This window comes from Nocardia thraciensis (genome assembly GCF_054782435.1).
Genome location: NZ_BAAGSM010000010.1, coordinates 227,441 through 244,016, shown reverse-complemented (window position 1 = coordinate 244,016; position 16,576 = coordinate 227,441). Strand labels below are relative to the sequence as shown.

Annotated in this window: 18 protein-coding genes; 11 read left to right on the top strand and 7 right to left on the bottom strand. The window is 63.3% G+C overall.

The window, feature by feature from the left end:
* Positions 1-116 precede the first annotated feature (116 nt).
* Entirely contained in the window at positions 117-575 is a 459-nt protein-coding gene (locus tag ACYVLQ_RS04240) for a hypothetical protein (RefSeq protein WP_460696033.1), read from the top strand.
* A 151-nt stretch (positions 576-726) separates the two neighbouring features.
* A complete protein-coding gene (locus ACYVLQ_RS04235) occupies positions 727-3,063 on the top strand; it encodes a hypothetical protein (RefSeq protein ID WP_460696032.1) in 2,337 nt (778 codons plus the stop codon).
* A 968-nt stretch (positions 3,064-4,031) separates the two neighbouring features.
* On the opposite strand, the gene ACYVLQ_RS04230 is transcribed toward ACYVLQ_RS04235, so the two are convergent.
* Positions 4,032-4,334: a hypothetical protein gene (locus ACYVLQ_RS04230; protein WP_460696031.1), complete on the bottom strand. Its 303-nt coding sequence runs from the start codon at positions 4,332-4,334 to the stop codon at positions 4,032-4,034.
* A 334-nt stretch (positions 4,335-4,668) separates the two neighbouring features.
* Between ACYVLQ_RS04230 and arr the strand changes: the two genes are divergently transcribed.
* Positions 4,669-5,073: an NAD(+)--rifampin ADP-ribosyltransferase gene (gene arr / locus ACYVLQ_RS04225; RefSeq protein ID WP_460696183.1), complete on the top strand. Its 405-nt coding sequence runs from the start codon at positions 4,669-4,671 to the stop codon at positions 5,071-5,073.
* A 248-nt stretch (positions 5,074-5,321) separates the two neighbouring features.
* Here the strand turns inward: arr and ACYVLQ_RS04220 are convergent, their stop codons facing one another.
* Positions 5,322-5,534 (bottom strand): YdcF family protein, encoded by a 213-nt coding sequence (locus ACYVLQ_RS04220; RefSeq protein ID WP_460696182.1) that lies wholly within the window; start codon positions 5,532-5,534, stop codon positions 5,322-5,324.
* Between the two features lie 253 nt (positions 5,535-5,787).
* Here ACYVLQ_RS04220 and ACYVLQ_RS04215 point away from each other — a divergent pair, with 253 nt between their 5' ends.
* Entirely contained in the window at positions 5,788-5,949 is a 162-nt protein-coding gene (locus ACYVLQ_RS04215) for a hypothetical protein (RefSeq protein ID WP_460696030.1), read from the top strand.
* Between the two features lie 4 nt (positions 5,950-5,953).
* Entirely contained in the window at positions 5,954-6,514 is a 561-nt protein-coding gene (locus ACYVLQ_RS04210; protein WP_460696029.1) for a dihydrofolate reductase family protein, read from the top strand.
* A 92-nt stretch (positions 6,515-6,606) separates the two neighbouring features.
* On the opposite strand, the gene ACYVLQ_RS04205 is transcribed toward ACYVLQ_RS04210, so the two are convergent.
* Positions 6,607-7,008 carry a nitroreductase family deazaflavin-dependent oxidoreductase gene (locus tag ACYVLQ_RS04205; protein WP_460696028.1) on the bottom strand — a complete coding sequence of 134 codons (402 nt, stop codon included), beginning with the start codon at positions 7,006-7,008 and terminating at the stop codon, positions 6,607-6,609.
* A gap of 549 nt (positions 7,009-7,557) precedes the next feature.
* On the opposite strand from ACYVLQ_RS04205, the gene ACYVLQ_RS04200 reads away from it, so the two are divergent.
* The 6 genes from ACYVLQ_RS04200 to ACYVLQ_RS04175 all read left to right on the top strand — a co-directional run bounded on the left by ACYVLQ_RS04200 (position 7,558) and on the right by ACYVLQ_RS04175 (position 13,367).
* Positions 7,558-7,974 (top strand): CBS domain-containing protein, encoded by a 417-nt coding sequence (locus tag ACYVLQ_RS04200; RefSeq protein ID WP_460696027.1) that lies wholly within the window; start codon positions 7,558-7,560, stop codon positions 7,972-7,974.
* A 40-nt stretch (positions 7,975-8,014) separates the two neighbouring features.
* Positions 8,015-8,854: a glucose 1-dehydrogenase gene (locus ACYVLQ_RS04195; protein ID WP_460696026.1), complete on the top strand. Its 840-nt coding sequence runs from the start codon at positions 8,015-8,017 to the stop codon at positions 8,852-8,854.
* 654 nt (positions 8,855-9,508) lie between these two features.
* Positions 9,509-10,303 carry an RNA polymerase sigma factor gene (locus tag ACYVLQ_RS04190; protein ID WP_460696025.1) on the top strand — a complete coding sequence of 265 codons (795 nt, stop codon included), beginning with the start codon at positions 9,509-9,511 and terminating at the stop codon, positions 10,301-10,303.
* Positions 10,300-11,427 (top strand): DUF5753 domain-containing protein, encoded by a 1,128-nt coding sequence (locus tag ACYVLQ_RS04185; RefSeq protein ID WP_460696024.1) that lies wholly within the window; start codon positions 10,300-10,302, stop codon positions 11,425-11,427. The genes ACYVLQ_RS04190 and ACYVLQ_RS04185 overlap by 4 nt, the downstream gene beginning before the upstream one ends.
* Positions 11,428-11,534: 107 nt before the next feature.
* Positions 11,535-12,197, top strand: coding sequence for a hypothetical protein (locus tag ACYVLQ_RS04180; RefSeq protein ID WP_460696023.1), 663 nt, complete (start codon positions 11,535-11,537; stop codon positions 12,195-12,197).
* A gap of 252 nt (positions 12,198-12,449) precedes the next feature.
* Positions 12,450-13,367 (top strand): D-alanyl-D-alanine carboxypeptidase family protein, encoded by a 918-nt coding sequence (locus ACYVLQ_RS04175; protein WP_460696022.1) that lies wholly within the window; start codon positions 12,450-12,452, stop codon positions 13,365-13,367.
* A 25-nt stretch (positions 13,368-13,392) separates the two neighbouring features.
* Here the strand turns inward: ACYVLQ_RS04175 and ACYVLQ_RS04170 are convergent, their stop codons facing one another.
* From ACYVLQ_RS04170 to ACYVLQ_RS04155, 4 genes are all read right to left on the bottom strand, one after another.
* The gene (locus ACYVLQ_RS04170) at positions 13,393-14,529 is read right to left on the bottom strand and encodes an erythromycin esterase family protein (protein WP_460696021.1); all 1,137 of its coding nucleotides are present in this window, start codon (positions 14,527-14,529) and stop codon (positions 13,393-13,395) included.
* Positions 14,530-14,608: 79 nt separating this feature from the next.
* Positions 14,609-15,832, bottom strand: coding sequence for an RNA polymerase sigma factor (locus ACYVLQ_RS04165; RefSeq protein ID WP_460696020.1), 1,224 nt, complete (start codon positions 15,830-15,832; stop codon positions 14,609-14,611).
* Complete coding sequence (locus ACYVLQ_RS04160; protein ID WP_460696181.1) at positions 15,829-16,206, bottom strand: YciI family protein; 378 nt, start codon at positions 16,204-16,206, stop codon at positions 15,829-15,831. The genes ACYVLQ_RS04165 and ACYVLQ_RS04160 overlap by 4 nt, the downstream gene beginning before the upstream one ends.
* A gap of 142 nt (positions 16,207-16,348) precedes the next feature.
* Positions 16,349-16,546: a hypothetical protein gene (locus ACYVLQ_RS04155; protein WP_460696019.1), complete on the bottom strand. Its 198-nt coding sequence runs from the start codon at positions 16,544-16,546 to the stop codon at positions 16,349-16,351.
* Positions 16,547-16,576 lie beyond the last annotated feature (30 nt).

Sequence of the window (16,576 nt, the reverse complement as noted above, 5' to 3'; positions counted from 1 at the left end):
TCCTGAATCGCTCATCTGAGTTGTACGATATTGGACATGAGGATGAGGCTATTCGGCTGGCTACGTCGCTACGTGTAATGTTTCATCACTATCCATCATCCAATAGCATTGCGCTAATGATGCAGCTCGGTCTTGGTGACACACGCATGGTCACTTCGTCAACAGTTGCCGACGGCTGGAGGAGTTATTTGCAGCATCGGATTGATTTGACTAGTCCCCGGCCGATCGTGATGATCCCCATGCTGGATGTCAAAATGCTACACGAAGTCACCTTGGCGGAGTGGTGGGACGGTGAGCAAATTTTTCATTACAAAGGCGAGGCATATACCCGCAAGCGGATTATATTGAGCATGGCCAACAGGGACGGCGGGACCCACGTAGGAAAACTGCATCAGTACTATAGGGTCCTCTGTGCCGGTGAGTGGGCGCTCGGAATCACCGGAGACCTGACGTACTCAGGCGACGCGCCTTTCCCCCAGGGTGTGCCTATATTTCCGGACAATGCCCATCTCGCCCTACTTCGCCAGTTTACCTTTGAAGTCTTGCACAGCTCGGAACGTTACAAATGGGCCTAAATGTTCTAAAGTAGTGAGGTAATGAGGCGAAAGAAATCACCGAGCGCAGGGAGGCGGCCGAATGGCGGGGCAAGTTAGCTACCAAAACATAACAGCAACAGTTCGACCGCCCCGTTGTGCCATCTTCATAAATCAGAACAGCAAACATTGGATGGCCGCTGCCAGCGGCGCCATTTTGCAAGCCTCAAAAGTGTGGGGCGGACGCTACTTTCTCATTGTCCCAACAGATGGTCAGAGTATTGACGAGAAGTTCTGGGAGCTTTTGGAGATATATAGTCCAGACTATCTCGCGGTCTATAGGCTCACTTTCGCCGACCTGCAGCACGCTGACCCGATCAGCTACGAGAATGCGAAGCAGCGCCACGAGAAGGAATGGAAGAAACAGGATCACCCTGCTGAGATATTTGAAAAATGGTTTGCAGACAGTGCCTCACAGTCCGCTATTGACGAACTTACCCTGACCGATGACCTGGAAGAAGAGCTTGTATATCGACTTAGCCCCTTCCATTACAAAGGCGCTATAGACCAATATGTAAGCCGCGCTTCAGGATTCGGCTACCCATTCACAAAGATCGCCAAAATTATTTCCGCTTCGTCCCGTCGCGTTGAGGTCGTATTACCGAAGTCTATCGGCGACCCCACACTGTCCCTTCTTATCTGCTCCCAGACAGGTCTCGGCGACGAGGAGTACGTCGCGGAGCTTAATGCTGAAGATTTTCCAACACGACAGCTGCCAGACGACTACAGCACCATAGACCTCCTGCGGCGAGCATTTGGCTCGTCTCCAGTCGTGGATCCGACGACGGATGGCGTACAAGAAGATTACATGGATGCCGTGCCGTTTTCGCTCAGCATGCTGCACCTTGGACAGTATTACAAGTCGGATGTGCACAGAGCAGATGAAGAGTCGGTCACTATCGTTCTCGGCGATACGGCGGATGACTTCTTCTTCTATTACTCCCTCTCGCGTTTGCATGAAAGGGTATTTTGGCTCCCCCTTGCCTGGCTTAGAAAATGCAACTCCGCTATCAAGGAGAATATTAAGCTACGCAATAAGGGGGAGCCGACAATTGAGCTCGGCGAGCAGGAAAAAGCGGCTAGGGCCCTGGTCAATATGTTCTTCGAACAGATAAAGTATGGCCACGAGGACAGGTCCATGCAGCTATGCAGCATGAGTTTGACGGATCGACAACTCTCTTCATATAAGGTGCAGATGGCTTCGTCCATTTACATCGATCCGGAGCGGTTTAAGTCGAGCTTGAACTGCATTCCAATCCAGTCGGTTTCTGTGACGTGTGTGCTTCGAGTCTTCGAGCAAGACAACTACGCCAACTATCGCGACATGATATTCGCTGACGGTAAGAGTGTCAGCTTTCTAGATACACCTCGACCTAAGAACTTTAGCGAAATCAAGTTGCCGGGGCACTATTGGCTAACATCCATCGAGATCGAGGGCTACGGACCTCCATCGCTCGCCACTCTTGGTCCTAAGATCGTAAATTTACACAACTCAACCACTGAATCACGAGTGGCGGTTGATGGAATCGTGTATCTCTGCCCGAACTCTATGATATTCAGCTCGGACCTTGATGCCATACTTCGGCGACCGAAGGTCGAGATGCCAGATGTTATGGCGCTCTTTGGGGATTATTTTCAGCCTGTGGGAGTGAAAGTTGAATACTCGGATAAGGGAAATTACTTCCTCGACACGCTCCGCCGCTTCGGAGGCCTGGAAGCGTTGGGGTCGTTCGTCCAGGATCCGACCACTCGCAAGATATTTGATAAATTCAAGTTCAGGCAGAATGCAGAAAATGGAAATGTCATCTTCTTGTCCAACGACCAACGGTCATATCTCAATCTGGGTGCCATAACGGCAAGTCTCGGGAATGAGGAGTCTGCTGCAGATCTCGTTGACACGCTCGTCGGAAAGGATGTACTACAACGCGGCTATATCTTTCAGTGCCAGCGATGCCTTCTAAGCTCGTGGTATGGCATCGACGTGTTGACAACAGAATTCGTCTGCAGTCGTTGCGGCTACCGCCAGCAGTTTACTCAAAGGCATTGGAAAATGCCAGTGCAACCTCACTGGTACTACAGGCTAGCTGAGACGGTCTATCAGTTCTATCTAAATAATTCTGACCTAGTCGCTCAGGTGCTATACAGGCTCAGCAAGGAATCTAAAAAGTCGTTCCATTTTGCTCCTGAAATCAACTTGGTCGGCTTTCCAGCGGAGGGCAAGGATAGTAAAGGACGAGAGATGGACGTTGCTTGCATTTTAGATGGCCAGATCATCTTCGGAGAATGCAAGACGGAGCCACTTAAGTCTGACGCCTTGGCGAAATTCGAGACTCTGGTCGGTATGCCGATCAAGAGCCCGGCACGCATCGTCTTTGCTTCTACCAAGAAGGTATCCGCTGACTTCAGGACACGAGCGAGCATCTTTCCCCAAGCCGAGATAGTTACGCGCGAGGCCCTGTACGAGGACTAGCCTCATACGGCTGCTGCTGCCGCCCCTTCGGCCTAATCGTCGCCCCGGCGTTACGCAGTACCTTCAAGACTGTGCCCTTGGCCAGCTGGTGATCGGCCATCAGCTGATTCGATGACGTCCCCGCCTCGTACTTGGCTACCATCAGCGCCGCTTCCTCCTCGCTGACACGTCGTCTGCCTGGCGACTTGGTACCGTCGGCAGTCGGGCGTGCTGGGCGGCGGCCCGACTCCTCGGCACGTCGTCCAACGTCAGCCAGCCGATCCCGAAGGTGGGTTTGGTTCGAGTAGCGCCCCTTAGCTCCACAAGTTGACTAGGAAAAGCGCCCTTGATCAGGGCTTTTCGTATCTCCGGCATGGAGTCCGCCTCTGCCGGATATCTCATATCAACGGGTCAGAGCGCTCCAAGGTGTGTGGCTGGTCGTCGGTGTTGATTACGTCCGTGGGCACACTGTGAATACCACGACCGCGGGACCGTGTTTGCGTTGATGTCGCGGTCTCACCTGGTCCTGAGGGATTGATGTCAGGACCGAGCCCGCCCGTGCGTAGCGCGGGTGTGGACGCCACGCTCGCGCAGGCGATTCAACACGGTGGTCGGATCACGACGAAGTGTTCCCGACTCGCGCCAGCGACCAACCGAGACCGTAGAGACGGATCGCCTCCTCGATCTGACCCGGCGACAGGCCGCATCGGCACATCGTGGCGATGCAGGATGGCGCTGACGGTACGGCGATCGACCCCGAACCGGTCGCCCAGCTCGGAGGTCGTGGCATCGGCCGCATACTCGCGCAGCCCGCTCGCCGACGACACGGATACCGACCCGCCTTGATTAATGCGTGAGCGGAGCGGCAATCAGCACTTTCGAGCTGCCAAGCAACCGATATGCGGCATTATGGTGCGTTCAACCTGCACGCAGAATCAGATAGTCAAGGACGTGCGACCCCCACCCCATCAGAGATTGGGGGCGATCGGTCAGCGTTGAGGGGTCAGCGTGATGGCGCCGATCACCACTCCACCGAAATACGCCGGGCCCTCGTACCCGCCGCGTCCGTCGCTGATCAGTACGACTCGGTGGCCGGGAAATAGGTCTACGTAACCACCGTCGGGCGTCGAATGAATCGGGTAACGCCCTATCAAGACCAGATCCCCGCCCTCGACGCGCGCGTCGCGTTGCAAGAGCACGACGCCAGACGACCACGTCGTGGACGTGTAGGCGCCGGGTTCGACGTCGGCGAACGCTTGACCGACCGCGCCGAAGAACGTGGTGACACCCACGGCCACAGCGATCGCAGCAGTCCGGACTATCGCTGGTCTGGCGCGTGGGGACATCGCCAACTCCTGTCGCCTCGGGTTGTCGACTCTACGCCTGATCTGATCACAACACAGCCGAGTGACGCCGGACCCGTTGATCTTCCGTGGACCGGGCGCTGGCCGCTTCGAATAGCCCGCAACGCGGCATGAACGCGCACACTCGGGGGTGAGGTTTCCGCTATCCGCCCAATGACCTCTACCTTCAGGATACGACACCGGCCGGGGCTTGCGGCAAGACCCGGGCGATGCGGCAGAATCGCTCGTCCTACCAGGCGAGGAAAGGATTCACGTGTCCGGAATGCTCGATGATGGACCGTTTTTTCACGGCACGATCGCGGATCTGCGCGTAGGCGAGTTCCTGACCGCGGGCCGCCCATCCAACTACCGCCCGGAGATCGTGATGAACCACATCTATTTCACGGCTCTTGTCGATGGTGCAGGCCTCGCCGCGGAGATCGCTGTAGAACTGTCAGAGGGTGACGCGATTCCACGGGTGTACGAGGTCGAGCCGACCGGGGAGTTCGAGAATGACCCGAACGTGACCGATAAGAAGTTTCCCGGCAACCCCACCCGGTCGTACCGCAGCAGCGCACCGTTGCGCATCGTTGGCGAGATCACCGACTGGACGCGACTCACACCCGAACAGTTGCAGATCTGGCGGGATCGGCTGTCGACCGTTGTACGTGGCGAGATCCTGAATTGACGAAACCACGACTACCAGCAGAAGTACTCAGATACCTCGTGGTACGTGTGGCGCGCGTCAGCAGCACGCGCGCCATTCGGCAGTACAGTGCGTTTCGTCGCCGGGCGCCAGACCAGACGGAGTCGCCAGACCCACCATGGACCGTTATCCCGCGCTCGCGGAACTTGTTCAACACGGTCATCGCGTCAACACCGAGGTGCCTGCCGACCCGGGCAAGGGACCAACCCACGCCGTAAAGATGGGCAACGTCATCGAACTGCTGAGCAGACAAGCCACGACGACGCATCGGCACATCGTGACGATGGAGAATCTCGCTGACCGGGCCGCAGATTCTCCCTGGTGGTGGTGGAGCGTTCCTCGGACCCGTCGCTCTCGACAGGGACTCCCCGGGCTACGAGATAGTCCGCCATCGCCGAGGCTTCCGACACCGCCTCATCGGAACCTTTGCTCCCACTGGCGATGACCGCAGCTAACCATTTGGTTAGTGTTTTCTCGGCCCACTAACTTCGTCGCCGGGATGTGTATCGGCTACAGCGACGGATGGCGGCGTTATCTTGGCGGAATGTGATGAAGGCTCATTTCATTCAATGCGATGTTGAGTCAGAGGAGGACGCGCGCAGGCAGGTAGCGCGCGAGCACCCCCCGCAGCGGCTTGCTGTGCGAGGCGGCGGACTGGATCGAGCGCTATCAGCAACCCCGCAGATTGGCCACTTCGTGGCCTGGTCGGGTCCGATAGGCAATTCGCTACCGCGCAAGGAGATCGAGTTCGACGTGCGACCGGGCGGCAACCAGCGATCGTCGGAGTCTCCGCGACCGATCCAGCTGGATGCCGCGCTGATCGGTACCCAGACCCCGCCATCGAGCGTCGAGGTGTAGTGACATGGCCAAGCTGATCTACGTGACCAACGTATCCCTCGATGGGTACATCGAGGACAAACACGGCTCCTTCACCCTGTACCCGCACAACGACGAGGTGTTCGCGGCCTACACCGACCTCCTACGTTCTGTGGGCACGTTCCTCTACGGGCGGCGCCTGTACGAAACGATGGCTCCCTGGGAAACCGATCCCGCCCTCGCCGCGCAGTCCACCCTGACAGCAGACTTCGCGACCGCCTGGCAAGCGGCGAACAAGGTCGTCTACTCCACCACCCTGGCCGCGGCGTCAACCGCCAAAACCCGGCTCGAACAGCGCTTCGACGCGGCTTCGGTACGCGACATGAAAGCCTCGGCTCCCAGCGACCTCACCGTGGGCGGCGCACACCTGGCTGCCCAGGCGTTCACAGCCGGGCTGGTCGATGAGTGCCAACTGTTCGTCTGGCCCTGGATCATCGGTGGAGGCAAGCCAGCGCTGCCGAGTGACACTCGCACCGAACTGGAACTCCTGGACGAGCGCCGATTCGAAAGCGGCGTTGTGTATCTCCGCTATCACATCGCGACCTGAGTCTCCGCCCCCGATCGCCGATATATCGCGCTCTCATCCCGCATAGCGGGCGGTGCGAAACTGCCACCGCGACGGGCGCCGTTGCATCCAGATCAGGCCTGTTCGACGCGGAAGATCGCAATCCGCTCGGCGGCGGCGGCGAGCCCGTCCGGTGTGGCCTCCTCGACCAAGCCGGTCTTGACGAACCACTCGTCCAGCTTCGCCCGGCCGTTCGCGACATGGTCGCGCAGCAGCGAACGACGTTCGTCCACAGGCAGTTCAACCATCCGCACCACCGAGGAGCGCCGACCACGCGCCAACGTGACCGTCGGCGTAGCGCGGACATTCGCCACCCATGCCGATTTCGGATACGCCTGAAAGACATAGCGCCCATCACCGAGGCGGACCACCGAGACCGGCACCTGCCGCAACTCTCCGGATCGTCGGCCGACGACGGTGAGGATGTGCATGTCCGAGAAGACCACACCCCACTTCTGGAGCAGGGTGATAATCATATTGACGCGATTTACATTGCGGCGCAGGCGTTGCGACTGTCGAGACACAGAATGTCCTTACGGTGGTACCGATGCGAGCTACGGTTCCTGATGATCGGCGAGATCTCTTGCGCCGCACTTGCGTAGCTCTGTCATCCGAGCGCTCGGGCGCTGAGGACGACTTTGCCTGCCCACCGGTGCCTACGTGCCGTCGCCGAACGCGGGCTCACGGTATCGGCCTGTTCTTCGACATCGCCACCGCACGCGTCCTGGAAGTCGGCGCCGCGGCCACAACGACCCGCCGACGCTCCCGCCCGGCCGCCACGATCGCCCCCATCCACCGGCCCCGGACACCCCACAGTACCGACCGGGGGTCTACCGGCGGCAGTGGCGACGCACCCATGCCGCCGACTTGCGCTATCCCGTGGACGCCTACCTGCGCCGCGACGGCCGCACCTCGCTGAGCGCCCAATGTTGACGCGCGGTGTCTAGGGCCCTCGCCGCTGGGTAGCCGTCGAATAGATACCCCAACGCGAGGTATCGCGACTCCGACACCAGGAGGGCTGTCCGATGACAACCGCGCAGGAACTGATGTCCACCGATGTGGAATGCGCACGCTCCAGCGACACCGTCGTGGCGGCGGCGCGCCGAATGGCAGAGGCGGGCGTCGGCGCGCTGCCGATCTGCGGCGAGGACGGCAAGCTGAAGGGCATGCTCACCGATCGCGACATCGTCGTGAAAGTCGTTGCGCAACAATCGGACCCGCTCGCCATTCATGCGGGTGAACTAGCGCAGGGCGTGCCCATCGTGGTCCAAATCGGCGCCGACGTCACGGACGTCATGACGGCCATGGCCGAACACCAGGTGCGCCGCATCCCGGTCCTGGACGGCGACAAACTGGTCGGAATCATCGCCCAGGCCGACCTCGCCCGCGCCCTGGAGAACGACACCGCCGGACGCGTCGTCGAGGAGATCTCCCGGGACTGACAGCCGCATATCCGGGGGGGCGACAAGGAGGTGTCCGACAATGGGTTTTCCCGAACAACAGCAGGAAGTTCCCGGTGTGCAGTCGCTGATGACACCGGAGCCGGACTGCGGTGAGCACACATATCGCGGCAGCGGCAAACTGACCGGCAAGGCCGCGGTGATCACCGGGGCCGACAGCGGTATCGGGCGCGCGGTGGCGATCGCCTTCGCCCGCGAGGGGGCCGACGTCGCGATCGCCTATCTCGACGAGCACGACGATGCCCGGCAGGTGGCGGATCTGGTCCGTGAGGCCGGACGGTCGGCGGTCACCATCGCTGGCGATGTGTCCGATCCGGCCCATTGCCGCGCTGTGATCGACACCGCGGTCGCGGAGTTCGGGAAAATCGACGTGCTGGTGAGCAACGCCGCCTATCAGATGACCCACCACACCGTGGAGGAGGTCAGTGACGAGGAATTCGATTACACCTTCCGGGTGAACGTCGGAGCGTATTACGCGCTGGTCAAGGCCGCCCTGCCGCATATGGCCCCGGGGTCGTCGATCATCGGCAGTTCTTCGGTGAATTCCGATATGCCGTCGCCGACGCTGGCGCCCTACGCCGCCACCAAGGCCGCCATCGCGAATCTGTCGGCCAGTCTCGCACAACTGCTGGGGCCCAAGGGGATTCGCGTCAACAGCGTCGCACCCGGCCCGATCTGGACGCCGTTGATCCCGTCCACGATGCCGCCAGAGAAGGTAGCCGGTTTCGGTGACGACACCCCGCTGGGCCGCGCCGGGCAACCCGCCGAACTCGCCGCCGCCTACGTCCTGCTGGCAGGCGACGACGGCAGTTATATCTCCGGGGCTCGGCTCGCCGTAACCGGTGGCAGACCGATTCTGTGAGCGTAGGCTCCCCGCAAGGATCGGCTACGCCTCGTGATCAGCGAGTCGGGACACCGCCGGTTCGCCGAGGGATTGGGCCGGGGAGGCTCCGGTGAACTCGCGATACGTGCGGGCCAGTCCGACGAGTCCCGGACTCGCTCACCGAGTTCGGCGCCGGTATGCCCGGCGAGTTCGGCCACGATAAAGAGCCGAGTCGTCCCTGACGGGCGGCCCGGCTCTGCCTGGGTAACCGCGGCTCGCGGTCCAGCTTCCGACGGCCTGGATCACGGTAGCAGCCACTCCGCCAGCTCGGTGAGGGCTGATCTTGCCGAACCGGAGGGGTTCTCTCGCAGCTTCGGCAGGATCCGAACCGCCAGATCGACGACCGTCACGACAGTTCGAAACCCTTGAAACAGCCTCCACCATCGACTGGCATCACCCCGAACATGCCGGGATGGGTCGGACTCACTTGGCATTAGCTCTCCTACCTGGTGAACAATCGCACACTGCGGTCGCTCGGTCATAGGTCGTAGTCGACACGAAACGTACGGTTCGTCTCGGCCCAGCAGGTTCTCGCGATCGCGAACGCTGCGGATGCCCTCACACCTATAACCCTGTGTGGTTGACCGTTTCCGGCACATAGGTGAGAGCCATGTGTCCGCATGGAGGGTGTGCATGGCAGAGTCCGCCGGCGGCAGCGAGTTCGCATCAGCCGAGGAGCACTCGGACGATCCAGGCACCGATCACCACATCGAGTGGCTCGAAAGGCACACTCGTGATGTCGAACTGCTGATCGACGCTCACCGTTACGGAACGGACAGTCCGCAGTACAAGCGGTTGGAGCGCCGTCTGGTGCGATACGCGACAGCCGTGCTGGCGGCGTGGGTACGCCATCGGTACATCTTCAAAGAAGTCCGGCGCCGCAAGGGAATCGAGCTCGACCCCACTCCAGAGGAACTCTCACGCCTGAACGACGATCATGATCTATGCGACGAGTTGGTGACCGAGACCGTCATCCGTGCCATCGGGCGGCTGCGCCGCCAGGTCGACGGGAATACCGGCTGGGATCCGGATGGTGGCGCCGATGTCCGTACCTACTTCATCGGCGGCTGTGTTCTCGACTTCGCCGATGTGTACCGAAAATTCCGTAGAGACATTGCCCGCGACCGCCAACGGCATTCGGCATGTATCAACGACCACGCAGCCAACTCACCGCATGGAGCCGACATCGGCGCCTACGGCTCGATCGAGGCCGCCGTGGACGCCCGTGACCTCCAGGACCGGATCAATGCCTTGTCTGAACGAGAGCAGGTTATCGTCCGGGCCAAGATCGATGGCTACTCCAATGCGGAGATCGCGGAACTGTACAACTTCCCCTCGGATGCCGCCGTCCGCGCAACGCTGCATCGCCTCCGGCGCAGGATGCCCGAGATCAACCAAGAGCCCGGCAAGGAGGACCGCGAACAATGAACAAACTCGACGACCCCACCGGACTGAACCTCCAGCGTTTCGCTGAGCTCATGGACAGTTCCACCCTCGGATCCCGTGGCGCCCGCGCCTTGCAACAGCGTGTGTCCGACGACACGGTAGACGAGGTCATCGAAGCGGCAAATCGGCGCTACGCCAGCGGAGCAGCCGAGGTGCCGGACAACGAATTCGATGAATGTGTCAGCGAGCAGAGCAGTGAAGGCACGGCTCAGCACGACTGCGATTCGGAGCTGGCTGCGGCAGATCGTGACCCGACAGCCGCGCGGATCTTGCTCGGCGCCCGCCTGCGGCGTCTACGCGAAAGCAGCGAAATCAGCTTGGAAGGAACCGCCGAGCACATCCGAGCATCGACCGCCAAGGTCTCTCGGCTCGAACGCGGCCTGATCCGATTCAAAGAGCACGACATTCGAGACCTGCTCACGCTGTATGGAGTAGCCGACCCCCGTCAGCGGCGGATGTATCTCGATATGGCCAGGTGGGCAAACAATCCCGGCTGGCGGCATCGTTATCGTGATCTGCTTCCCTCGTGGTTCGAGACCTATCTCGGCCTCGAACAAGCGGCCGCGGCGATCAAAACCTATGAGCCCCAATTTATTCCGGGCTTATTGCAGTCCCCGGGCTACGCACGCGCGATCCTTTCCGACGGCAACGAGGAAGAAATCGACCGCCGTGTCGAGGTACGTATACGCCGCCAACAGGTCCTCAGCCAGACCTGGGGGCCCAGACTGTGGGCGGTAGTCGATGAGAGCGCTCTTCGCCGACCAGTGGGCGGGTCACAGATCCTACGGGACCAGCTCGACCACCTCATTCACCTGGCTGTCGCGCGGTCGAATATTACGGTCCAAGTACTGCCATTCGCTGCCGCTGGACGATACGTATCCCCCGGGTGCCCGTTCAGCATCCTACGGTTCCGCGAACCCGAACTGCCCGACATCGTCTATACCGAGCAACTCACCAGCTCGGTCTACCTCGACAAGGAACGTGATATTGATGCTTACACTACGACCTGGAACAGGATAGCGCTCCAAGCGCTCTCTCCCGAGGCCAGCGTCGAGTTTCTCGACGTGGTCAGGGCCGAACTCGAACCCAGACGCGAAAGCGCCTGAGCCACGGGACATCACGAGACGCGCAGGGAGTAGAACGTCTGAACCGAGGCTGCGGGTGCGATCCGGCCCGCGACGCCGCTCGGGTTCGACGGCCCACGGCCCCGGTGGTGAACGACCGCACCGAATTTCGTAACTCGGTTGGCATCGCGTCCGAATTAGGCGTATTTTCGCGGCGATCTATCCAGCTTATTGTTGATGAACGCGAGGTCTTCATGTCCTTCTCGAAACGCTCGGTCTTCCGCAGTACGACCGTTGCCGTCCTGACCGCGGCCGCGGTGGCGGTCGGCGCCAGCACCGCGGGCGCCGATGCACCGGCCGCTCAGCCCGACCAGGCGATGCGGCAGCTCGCCTCCTCCACGGTCGACCAGGCCGCGCACACCGCGACCTTCACGCTCGCCTCGGGCAACTTCGCGGTCGATCCCGTCGCCCAGGTCATCGACGTGCGCGGCGCCGAGGGTGAGAGCATCGGATCCATTCCGCTCGCCGTCGACGGCGCGGCCGTGCCGGTCTCGAGCACGGTGAGCGAGGACGGACGCGAGCTGACCCTGAAGCAGGTCGCATTCACCGATACCGCCAACGCCCTTGTCAACCAGTGGGTTTGGGGTGTGCAGAACGGCGGCGCGGTCGGCGCCGTGATCGGCTGCCTGCTCGGCGCGTGGCTGTTCGTGATCCCCGGCTGCATCATCGGAGCGGCCATCGGCGGAGCGATCGGCAGCCCCAACGGCGCCGAGATCAACGCCACCTTCTTCAACCTGATCACCGGAAAGTAGCGGTCAGCAGTCCGAGTTCGCCGCCGACGCGTGTAGAAGCGTTGGCGGCGAACCGGTCTCGACCCACCGACGCCGCGCCCGCCCTCGCCGAACTGCACCGGGTGCTGGCCCCGTCCGGTCGCCTGATGTTCCATACCCTCGCCCCGACCCCTCCCGCATCCCTCGCACCACCCCCGGTGACCCGTTGCCGGATACCGGTGTGGCGGTCGCGAAATCCTCCGGATCTGCGGAATATAGCGGCACAATGTGCCGATGCGGACATTTGCCCGATTGTTGCAAACGGTCGTCATCGGCGTCCTGGTGGTGACGGGCGGCCATGCCGCCGTGGCCGCCCCCGCGCCGGTCGGCTCACACAGCCAACCGGCGCCGTGGCCGTTCTCCGAGCCGGAGGGGGTGCAGGCGACGGCGGCGGCCCTGGCGGACGGCGTCACCGGGACGGTGCGGTGGTCGCGGCAGCTGAATACACCGGTGCCGATAGCGAGCATCGCGAAGGTGATGACGGCGCTGGTCGTGATCGAGGCCGGGGACCTCGAACGGCCCGTCACGGTGCCGGAGGGAATCATCGCCTACGACAACAAGTTCGGGGCGAGCACGGCGGATCTGGTCCCGGGCGAGGTGCTCACCGCGCGGCAGCTGCTGTACGCGATGCTGCTCCCGTCCGGCTGCGACGCCGCCTATGCTCTGGCGGAGGCGTACGGTCCCGGCCAGGAGGCGTTCATCGCCAAGATGAACGACACCGCGAGCCGGTTGGGCTTGGCGGGCACGCATTTCAGCGACGCCAGCGGTTTGCCCTACCCCACCGGCCATTCCACGTTCTCCACCGCGGCGGATCTGGTGACGCTCGGGATGCGCGCGATGAGCCATCCGGTGTTCCGCGACATCGTGCAACTGCAGAGCTTCCACGTGCCCGCGGGCCCCGGCAATCGTGACCACGTCTGGGAGACGACGAACCTGCTGCTGCGGGACTACCGGGGCGCCACGGGCATCAAGACCGGATCCACCGACGCCGCGGGGATCTGCCTGCTGTTCGCGGCGGTCCGCGCGGGCGTACCCCTGATCGGCGTGGTCCTGCACAGCTCACCGGACGATCAGGACGCGGCCGCCGCCGACGCCCGGCGCCTGCTCGACTGGGGCTACGGCCCGATCCTCGGCGCGCTGCCGATCAGCTAGCGGACCTACTCCGCGACAACAGGACTCACGCCGTGTGGAGGTGCAGCACGGCGTCGGCGGCGTCGATGATGTCCTGGGTCAGCGGCGCGTAGGCCTGCCCGTGCCCGGTGTCGGTCCGGGTGCGCGCGGCGGGAATGGCGGCGGCGGCCGTCAGGCCCGCCGATGCGCCGCGCCGCTGCAGGAAGTCCTCGTAGGTGCCGATTGCGGGCGCTTCGAGTCCGAGGGCTGCGCTGCGACCGAGGCTGCCGACAACGACCAAGTATCGCCCACCCAGCAGGGAGTCGACGATGGCGCCCGCGGAGGCCCAGCGGACGTTCATTCCCGCCATCGCCATGGTGCTCGGATTGCGTTGCAGGTGAGCGATATTCGCGAAAACCAGCGTCGGCCCGCGGCGCTCCTCGATGCCCCGGATGTCCAGGAGGTTCTCGGCCATGAGCGCATCCCGGGTGCCCATGAGGCCCGATATCCGCGCGCTCTCCTCGATTCGCCGAGCGGCCTGCCCGTGGTACCGCAGCAGGCCGATACCGGCGGTGAGATGGGTGCGGGCCCGCTGCCAGTCGGCCCGGGAGGTCGCCGCGATCCGTTCGGGGGCGCGCATGTGGAGCGAGGTCAGCAGATCGTCGGCGACCACCCGCAGTCGCGCGGCCTCGGGGGCGTCGCCGATCGACATCGCCGGATTCAGGATCGCCTCGTCGCGGCTCCACTGTTCGTCGCCGCCGAGCAGGGTCTCGAGGTCGAGGTCGAGTTCCAGGTAGTCGCGGGCGAATTCGAGGTAGCGCCGCGGGCTGGGCGCGCTGGTGTTCTCGGTCGGAGCGTCGAAGCCGTGGAATACCAGCCGTTCGGCGGCCGGACGGCCCCCGTTGTACTCGCGCATCCAGGCGACCAGTTCCCGGTTGGCCGCCAGGTCTCCGAAGCCGTGCGAGAAACCCTCGCTCATGGCCGCGTCGAGGGTTCCCGCGCCGCCCTGGACGAAGTCGTCCACCGCGAGCGCCGCCACCCGGTCGGTCTCGAGGGCGATGGATCGAAAGCCTTGTCCCGCGAGCGATGCGAACAGCTCGTTGCGGATCGGCCCGAATGCCGGTTCCCGCGTCGGGTGCGCGGGCTCACCCAGCGCCAGCATCGCACACGGCGGGACAGCGAAATCTCCAATTTCTCGACTCATATGACTGAATCGTATCGTTGAAGATTCGATTGAGATTTAGACCAGCATATCTGGGGATAACCGACCGAAAACCCTCAAACTAGGCCGTGCTGTCGAGTTCGAGCAGGCGACGGGCGAGGAATCGCCGGTCCGTCGGACCCGCGGCGAGTTCGTGCGCCCGCCGGTACTCGGCCGCCGCCGCCTCGGTGCGGCCGAGACGGCGCAGCAGATCGGCTCGCGCCGCGTGCAGCAGGTGATAGCGGCCCAGGCCCTCGATACCGTCGATCAGTGCCAGCCCCTCTTCCGGAGTGGTCGACATCGCCACTGCCACAGCATGATTCAGCGCCACCACCGGCGAAGGATCGACCGTGAGCAACCGCGCGTAGAGGGCGGCGATACCCGCCCAGTCCGTCCGCTCCGCGGCGGGCGCCTGAGCGTGCAGGGCGGCGATCGCCGCCTGCAACTGATACGGCCCCGGCCTGCCCAGCCGCAGAGCCCGGTCGAGCACCCCGACCGCCTCGACGATCTCGGCGCCGTCCCAGCGCGAGCGGTCCTGATCCTCCAGCAGCACCACGTCCCCGGCGGGGTCGAAGCGGGCGGCCCGGCGCGAATCGTGCAACAGCAGCAACGCGACCAGGCCGAGCGTTTCGGGCTCGTCGGGCATCAGGCTGGCGATCAGTTCGGCGAGCCGGATCGCCTCGCGGCACAGCGCGCCGTGCTCGGGAGGGCAGGTGTAGCCCTGCGTGAAGATCAGATACACGACCGCGAGCACCCCGGACAGCCGATCGGGCAGCAGGTGGTCGGCGGGGACCTCCAGGCTGATGCCCGCGTCGCGGATCTTGCGTTTCGCGCGGACCAGGCGCTGCGCCAGGGCCGGTTCGCCGACCAGGAACATGCGGGCGATCTGCGCGGCGGTCAGTCCGGCCACCGCCTGCAGGGTCAGGGCGACCCGGGCGTCCTCGGACAGCGCGGGATGGCAGCAGGTGAAGATCAGGCTCAGCCGCTCGTCGCCCGCGCGCAGCAGGCTGTCGTCCCCGTAGTCGGGCCTCGTCGTCACCGCCTCGGACCGCTCACCGGCCGCGACGAGCTTCTCCCGGCCGCGCCGGGCCCGCCGCAACCGATCGATCGCGCTGTTGCGGGCCGCGGTGAGCAGCCACGCCATCGGATCGTCGGGCACCGTGTCCCACTTGCGCAGCGCGAGTGCGCAGGCGTCCTGCAGTGCGTCCTCGGCGAGTTCGAAGTCGCCGAGCGCACGGATCAGGGCGGCGAGCATCCGAACCCGATGCTCGCCGTAGACCCGCTGCAGCGCCGCCGCGGCGGTCATCGACCGTCGGCCGCCGCGTCCGCCGGACGGTGGTCCAGGCCGGGCACCCCGGCGACGGGACGCACCTCGATCGACCCCGCCTCCGCCAGCGGGCACAGCGCGGCCAGCTCCAGCGCCTCGTCCAGGCTGCGGCAGTCGAGGACATAGACGCCGCCGAGATGTTCGTGCGTCTCGGCGAACGGCCCGTCGGTGATCAGCGTCCGGCCGCCCCGGACGCTGATCGTGGTGGCCGTGTGCTCCCCCTGCAGCGGGTGTCCAGAGACGAAGACGCCGCGGCGCCGACACTCGTCGGCGAACGCGTTCACCCGTGCCAGCGCCTCGGCGAAGTCCGGATCGTCCGGTTCGGGCCGGTCGCAGTTGTAGATCAGCAACATGTACTGCACTGGGTCCTCCACTCACCCGGTCACGGTCGGCTGTAGAGAATGACGAATGAGCCGACCGTATCTCGACAACCGGCCGATCGTGGGCTTCAGCCGCAGTTCCGAACGGGCAGAACTGGTCCGCCGACGCCGGTGCTCAGCGTGCCGGGCTATCGGAGCGCACCAGTTCCGACGCCGGGGTGACCCAGGCGCCGAAGGCCGTCCACAGCGACCCGTCCGATATCCGTCGTAGCGTGAAGCGATACTTGCCGTAGCAGGCGCGCGACTTCAGCGATAGCCGAGCGCTGCCGAGCACCTGGTAGGGATGTCCATCGATACGCACTGTCTGGCCCATAACCTGACCGCACCTCTCGTTGTCGGCTGT